Below are 6198 nucleotides of genomic sequence, written 5' to 3'. Positions count from 1 at the left end.
CGCCGTCAACAACGCCGTCTCACGCATCGCCGGGCTGCTCTCCATCGCGGCGGTGTCCGCCGTCGCGGGCGGCGCGCTGAACCTCGACGGCTTCCACCGCACCGTGATCTTCACCGCCGTGCTGATGCTCCTCGGAGCCGCGACGTCGTTCCTCGGCATCCGGAACCACCTGTCGCGACGCGACTGACTACGCGCTCCGCCGCCGGGAGGCCCGCCCTGGCGAAGCCGTGAACGTCAGCGGAGGATGCCGCGGACGCGCTCGACGTCGTCGGCCATCTGCACCAGTAGGGCGTCGATGCCGTCGAAGGCCGCCATTCCGCGGATGCGTTCGACGAAGCGCACCTCGACGTGGTGCCCGTAGAGGTCGAGGTCGGTCTCGTCGAGCACGTACACCTCGACCTGGCGCACGTGCACGTCGTCGAACGTGGGGTTCGTCCCGATGCTGATGGCCGCGGGATACGTGATCCGTCGTGTCCCGTCGACGTCGACGAGCCACCCGGCGTACACGCCGTCCGCGGGCACGAAACCCTCGAGGTCGGGCGAGAGGTTCGCCGTGGGGTAGCCGAGTTCGCGTCCGCGCTGGAGCCCGTGTACGACCTCGCCCCACACCGACGGCGCGCGGCCGAGCAGACGCGCGGCCGTGGCGATGTCACCGGCGGCCAGCGCCTCGCGGATCCACGTGGAGGACACCCGCCGGTCGGCGTGCACCGCGCGCACGTCGTCGACGACCTCCACGCGGAAGCCGTACTCGTGCCCGAGCCGGACGAGCAGCGCGGGGTCGCCCGCTCCCCCGGCGCCGAAGCGGAAGTCGCGCCCCACCAGCACGGTCCGGGCAGCGAGAGCGTCGACCAGCACCTCGCGGACGATATCCGCCGCGGGCTGCGCGCCGCGTCTCATCGAAGGTCAGCAGCAGGGTGCATCCACTCCCGCCCGGTCGAGCAGTTCGAGCTTCTGGTGCGGTCCGATGACGTCCGGCGGGCAGTTCTCCGGCCGCAGGACGCTGAGCGGATTGCGGTCGAAGGTCACGGCGACGACCTGCGCACCGTCGGCCGCCTCGACCCGCGCGCGATCGATCACCGCGCGGTGGCCGGTGTGCACGCCGTCGAACTTGCCGATCGCGACGACCGACGGCCCGAACCCCGCGGGGACCTCGGCGGGATCGCGGAAGACGATCACGACGCCGTTCCACGGTGCCGCACGAGCCACCAGAGGCCCAGGAACGGCAGGACGAGCGGGATGAACACGTAGCCGATGCCGTACACCGACCACACCGTCGGGTGCTGGAACAGGGAGGGCAGCGCGAGGCTCAGGGTACCGACGACCAGCACGCCCACGAGCTCGAAGCCGATGGCCACCCACGCGACGCGGTACCACGTGGGCCGCGCCGAGAAGATCAGCGCGAGCGTCGCGACGATGTAGACCACCGCGGCGAGCGCCGAGAGGGTGTACGCGACGGGCGCGTCGTCGAACTCGCGCACGATCTGCACGAACGAGCGGCCGGTGGCGGCGAGCGCCATGATGCCGTAGACGATCACGAGGACCCGGCCGATGCCGGTCATTCCGCGAGTGCGGGCGGGAGTGGTGGATGCCATGACCTTCCGAGTCTAGTTCGGTCGGCGTTGCGTCGCCTCGGGCGCTCGGCGCCGTCTCAGGCGAGTTGGATCGTCCAGATGACGTGCATACGCCACACCATGACGGCGACCGCGAGGGCCACCGCGCCCATGATGACGGTGCTCCACCGGCTGCGCTCGATGAGCGCCCACGCCGCGCCCGCGGGCGGAAGGAGGGCCGCCGAGACGAGGTACGTCCAGTACTCCAGGAGGCTGCCCGACGGCGGGTTACCGGCGAACGGCGACACGATCGCGACGACGATCTGAACGATGAGCAGCAGCTCGATGAGCGCGAGCGCGCCGACGGTGAGGTCGGACGGGCGGCGCCCGGCGAGGCCGGCGACGACGGCGATGAGCCCCGCGAGGACCGCGACCCCCACCTGCGTGAGTGTGAACCACAGGATCATCCCGCGACCTCCTCGGGCATGTTCATGACGCTCTTCAGCTGACTCCCCCGCCGCTCCACGATCCCGACGAGAAGCCCGTCCGGATCGATCGCCGCGGCGCGCTCACCCGTGAGGCGTCCGCCGCCCTCGATGCGCTTGCCGTGGCGGAGATCGCGCGCGTCGTCCGCGCCGACCGCGAGCGCGCCGACGACGGTCGCCGCGGCCGTGGCGGGGTTCACGAGCGCGGCCTCGGCGATGTCGTCGACGGATGCCGCGGAACCGACGTCGAAGGACCCGATGCGGGTGCGGCGGAGGGCCGTGAGGTGCCCGCCCACGCCGAGCGCGGCACCAAGGTCGCGTGCGAGCGCGCGGATGTAGGTGCCGCTCGAGCAGTCGACCACGACGTCGAGCGCGATCGTGCCGCCCTCCCGCCGGGTCGCGCGCACGTCGAACCGCGACACCGTCACGTGCCGGGCCTTGAGCTCGACGGTCTCGCCGGCGCGAGCGAGGTCGTACGCGCGGCGGCCCTGCACCTTGATCGCGGAGACCGTGCTGGGCACCTGCGCGATCTCACCGGTGAGGTCGGCGATCCCGGCGGCGATCGCCTCGTCGGTCACGGCATCGACGGCCGTGGCATCCGCCCGTGCCGTCTCCTCGCCGTCGGCGTCGTCGCTGTCGGTCGACACGCCGAGGAGGATCGTCGCCTCGTAGGTCTTGTCGGCGCCCACGATGTAGGTGAGCAGACGCGTCGCGCCCTCGACGCCCAGCACGAGCAGGCCCGTGGCCATCGGGTCGAGCGTCCCCGCGTGCCCGATCTTGCGGGTGCCGAGGGCACGCCGGGCGCGCGCCACGACGTCATGGCTGGTGATGCCCCCCGGCTTGTCGACCAGGAGGATGCCGGCGCGCACCATCAGCAGAAGTCGCCGAACACCTGCACCGGGTGCGCGGGGTTGGAGTTCTCGACGATGACGGATGCCGCGACCCGCGGCCGCGCGGTGCGGACGTACTGCTTCTCGGCATCGGGGAGCTCCGGGCGCGGAGCGCCGATCGGCGGGTTCGACTCGAGCCACACGGACCAGTTCCACAGACCCCGGAGACCCGAAGTGTGGAGGAAGCGGCCGTCGACGACGAGGACCGCGCGCTCGGGCGCGGGCGTGCTGCTGCCGTCGAACGGCTCGCCCGCGCGGAAGGGCGCGACGAGTCGCTCGCGCACGTCGCCGGGGTCGTCGGCGAGGGTCGCGCGGAACACGGCCGTGCCGTCCTCGCCGACCGCCGCGGCGAAACCGTCCGCGAAGGCCGTGGCGGCAGCGGCATCCAGCGCGTCGATCGCCACGACGAGACGTCCGTTGCCCGCGTTCTGACGCAGGAGGTCGCGCAGGCTCCGCTGCAGGGTCTCGACGGGGTTCTCGCTCGACATGCCCCCAGCCTACGGTCGTCCGCCGTCGCGCCCTCGATAAACGCCTCGCCTCCGCAGAAACGCTGCGGCGCGGCGTTTCTGCCGACGCAGTGCGTTTATCGGGGCCGGGCCCGCGCCGACGGGGGCCGGATCCGCGCCGACGGGGGCCGGGTCCGCAGCGGCGCGGGCCGGCCGCGCGGGCTCATAGGGTGGAGGGATGCCAGGGATCGCCGCGCCGCTCATCGCGTGGTACCGCGACAACGCGCGCGATTTGCCGTGGCGTCGGCCCGGGTTCGGGGCGTGGGGCACGCTCGTGAGCGAGTTCATGCTGCAGCAGACGCCCGTGGCCCGCGTCATCCCGCACCTCGAAGCGTGGCTGGGACGGTGGCCCACCGCCACCGACCTCGCTGCCGCCGCCCCCTCGGAGGCTGTGACGCAGTGGGCGAACCTGGGGTATCCGCGCCGGGCGCTCTGGCTGCACCGCGCGGCCGTCGAGATCCGCGACCGGCACGACGGCGTCGTCCCGCGCGACGTCGACGCGCTGCTCGCGCTCACCGGCATCGGCGATTACACCGCCCGCGCCGTCGCGGTGTTCGCGTACGGGGACCGGCATCCGGTCGTCGACACGAACACCCGCCGCGTCCTCGCGCGGGTCGCGGACGGCGTCGCGCAACCAGGACCGCCGGGGAAGTCCGACCTCGCCCGCATGGCGGCCGAACTGCCCGCCGACATCGGCGAAGCCGCGATCGTGAACGCCGCGGCGATGGAGCTCGGGGCGATCGTGTGCACCGCGCGAGCGCCGAAGTGCGGCATCTGCCCCCTCGCGGCGCAGTGCGCGTGGCGGGCGGCCGGGTATCCGGCATCCGAGGATCGCCGCCGACGCCAGGCGAAGTACGAGGGAAGCGACCGCCAAGCCCGCGGCGCGGTGCTGAAGGTGCTGCGCGAGGCGGCGCCGGCGGCCGTGCCGCTCGACGACGTCGTGCCCGACTGGCCCGACCCCGTGCAGCGCGACCGCGCGATCGACTCACTGATCGCCGACGGACTCGCCGAAGCCGAGGGCGGCGCCCTCTTCCTCCCCCGCTAGGCCGCCGCGGGCGCCGGTGCGACGACCGGGTCCGGCCCGAGCCGGGCGTCGAGACGGTCCGCGCGGAACTGCCCGGTGAGCGCGAGCACCGCGATCACGATCGCGAACACGCCCCACATCACCAGGCCCAGCGGTCCCGCGATCACCGGCGACGGGGTCGCCGAGTCCGCGGCGACGAGGAGGGCGCCGAGCCCGGCCGAGGCGTTGAACGCTCCGTGCGCGAGGACGGCGGGCCAGACGGATGCCGTGCGCAACCGCGTCCACCCGAGCAGGATGCCGAACAGCACGCATGCCGCGATCATCAGGACGACGCCGAAGGCGTTGGGTTCGAGGAAGTTGTATCCCAGCAGGATCAGGGGCGCGTGCCAGAACCCCCAGAACGCGCCCGAGACGACGAGCGCCGGCCACACGCCGAGCGGTCGGAGCGCCGGCAGGAGGAAGCCCCGCCACCCGAGCTCTTCGCCGAACGCGAAGGGCGCGTTGATGATCGCCCCGACCGGGATCATCGCCAGCTGGACCGCGGCGAGCACTGCGACCGGCGGGAGCGGGGTCCCGGGCGGGACGCTGGCCTCCAGCGTCTTCTGGAATCCGGAGAACCCGACCGGGTCGAAGGTCGCGAGCCCCAGCGCCCCGACCACGGCGAGCCCGAGCGCGATGAGCAGCGGGGCGGCGACGATGACCGCGACGCAGGTCCAGATCGTCCGCGCGGCCGGGCGCAGCGGCCACATCCCGAGTTCGCGCAGCACCGCCCGGGCACCCCGGCGACTGCGCGTGCGCCGCTGGACGAGGAGTGCGGCGAGCACGCCGAGCGTGGGCGTGAACATCATCGCGGCGGCGACGAGTCCGAGGAACGGATCCGCGAGACCCTGTCCGCGAATCCACAGCGGGAGTGCCACGAGCCACGACAGGGCGACGGAGGTCACCGCGAAGACACCGATGGAGAGCCAGTCCGGGCGAGACGAAGCGGTCATGCCCCGAGCCTAGGAATTCCCGGATGCCACGACCTCCCCCGTAGGACGGAGAATGCCGCCCCACCGCGACGCGGAAAGACGAACGGCCGGACGCGACCCCGTGCGGGGCGGCATCCGGCCGTCGAAACGCCGTGCGTCAGTCGCGCTCGTCGTCCTCGTCTTCGTCGTCGTCGAGGTCGTCGTCCTCGTCGTCGAGCTCGCGCGGCTTGACGTACGGGTCGGCGTCGCCGGCGTACGACGCGCTCGCGGCGAGGCCGGCGACCGACTGGTCGCGCTCGCGCGCTTCACGCAGGAGCGCCGAGATGTGGTCGGCGTTCTCGGGGATCGCGTCGAGGATGAACTCGAGCGTGGGGGTAAGCCGCGTGTTGAGGTTCTTGCCCACCTCGCTGCGCAGCATCCCCGTCGCCGACTTCAGCGCGGCCGCGGTGTCGGCGCGGTGCGCCTCATCGCCCATGACGGTGTAGAACACCGACGCGCGCTGCAGGTCGCCCGTCACGCGGACGTCGGTGATGGTGACGAATCCGAGCCGCGGGTCGCGCAGCCCTCTCTCGAGGCGCTCCGCCAGAACCACGCGGATGCGGTCGGCCACACGGGCCTGTCGTTCCCCTGCCACTTCAATTCCCATCTCTCACAAAGCGAGGCGTCGCACGCCCGATGCCGAAGCAGAGGCGAAGGACGGAGGTTTCGTGGATCCGCCGGAGCATCGGGGTAGGGGCCCCGCTCTGCTCCGGCGGACCCACGAACCGGAGGC

At 72.7% G+C, this 6198-nt stretch carries 7 protein-coding genes and 2 pseudogenes; 2 read left to right on the top strand and 7 right to left on the bottom strand.

Going from position 1 to position 6198, the window contains the following annotated elements; translation table 11 throughout:
• Nucleotides 1-187, top strand: a pseudogene (locus I5G_RS11915) (MFS transporter); the annotation flags it as partial.
• A 47-nt stretch (nt 188-234) separates the two neighbouring features.
• Here the strand turns inward: I5G_RS11915 and I5G_RS22155 are convergent.
• From I5G_RS22155 to I5G_RS24080, 5 genes and pseudogenes are all read right to left on the bottom strand, one after another.
• Nucleotides 235-1176, bottom strand: a pseudogene (locus I5G_RS22155) (bifunctional riboflavin kinase/FAD synthetase).
• On the bottom strand, nt 1173-1592 hold the full coding sequence (locus tag I5G_RS11905) for a hypothetical protein (protein ID WP_022879259.1): 420 nt from the start codon (nt 1590-1592) through the stop codon (nt 1173-1175). The pseudogene I5G_RS22155 and the gene I5G_RS11905 overlap by 4 nt, the downstream one beginning before the upstream one ends.
• A 56-nt stretch (nt 1593-1648) precedes the next feature.
• Nucleotides 1649-2017 (bottom strand): hypothetical protein, encoded by a 369-nt coding sequence (locus I5G_RS11900; RefSeq protein ID WP_022879258.1) that lies wholly within the window; start codon nt 2015-2017, stop codon nt 1649-1651.
• Entirely contained in the window at nt 2014-2907 is an 894-nt protein-coding gene (truB, locus tag I5G_RS11895) for a tRNA pseudouridine(55) synthase TruB (RefSeq protein WP_022879257.1), read from the bottom strand. The genes I5G_RS11900 and truB overlap by 4 nt, the downstream gene beginning before the upstream one ends.
• Nucleotides 2907-3413 (bottom strand): hypothetical protein, encoded by a 507-nt coding sequence (locus tag I5G_RS24080; RefSeq protein ID WP_022879256.1) that lies wholly within the window; start codon nt 3411-3413, stop codon nt 2907-2909. The genes truB and I5G_RS24080 overlap by 1 nt, the downstream gene beginning before the upstream one ends.
• A gap of 196 nt (nt 3414-3609) precedes the next feature.
• Here I5G_RS24080 and I5G_RS11885 point away from each other — a divergent pair, with 196 nt between their 5' ends.
• Entirely contained in the window at nt 3610-4476 is an 867-nt protein-coding gene (locus tag I5G_RS11885) for an A/G-specific adenine glycosylase (RefSeq protein WP_022879255.1), read from the top strand.
• Here the strand turns inward: I5G_RS11885 and I5G_RS11880 are convergent.
• Nucleotides 4473-5447: a CPBP family intramembrane glutamic endopeptidase gene (locus I5G_RS11880; RefSeq protein ID WP_022879254.1), complete on the bottom strand. Its 975-nt coding sequence runs from the start codon at nt 5445-5447 to the stop codon at nt 4473-4475. The genes I5G_RS11885 and I5G_RS11880 overlap by 4 nt on opposite strands.
• A 136-nt stretch (nt 5448-5583) precedes the next feature.
• The gene (rbfA, locus tag I5G_RS11875) at nt 5584-6060 is read right to left on the bottom strand and encodes a 30S ribosome-binding factor RbfA (RefSeq protein WP_022879253.1); all 477 of its coding nucleotides are present in this window, start codon (nt 6058-6060) and stop codon (nt 5584-5586) included.
• Nucleotides 6061-6198 lie beyond the last annotated feature (138 nt).

It is taken from the genome of Microbacterium sp. B19, assembly GCF_000333395.1.
In the GTDB taxonomy this organism is placed as follows: domain Bacteria; phylum Actinomycetota; class Actinomycetes; order Actinomycetales; family Microbacteriaceae; genus Microbacterium.
Note: the sequence above shows the minus strand (reverse complement) of the source record. Positions and strands in the feature narration are given on the sequence as shown.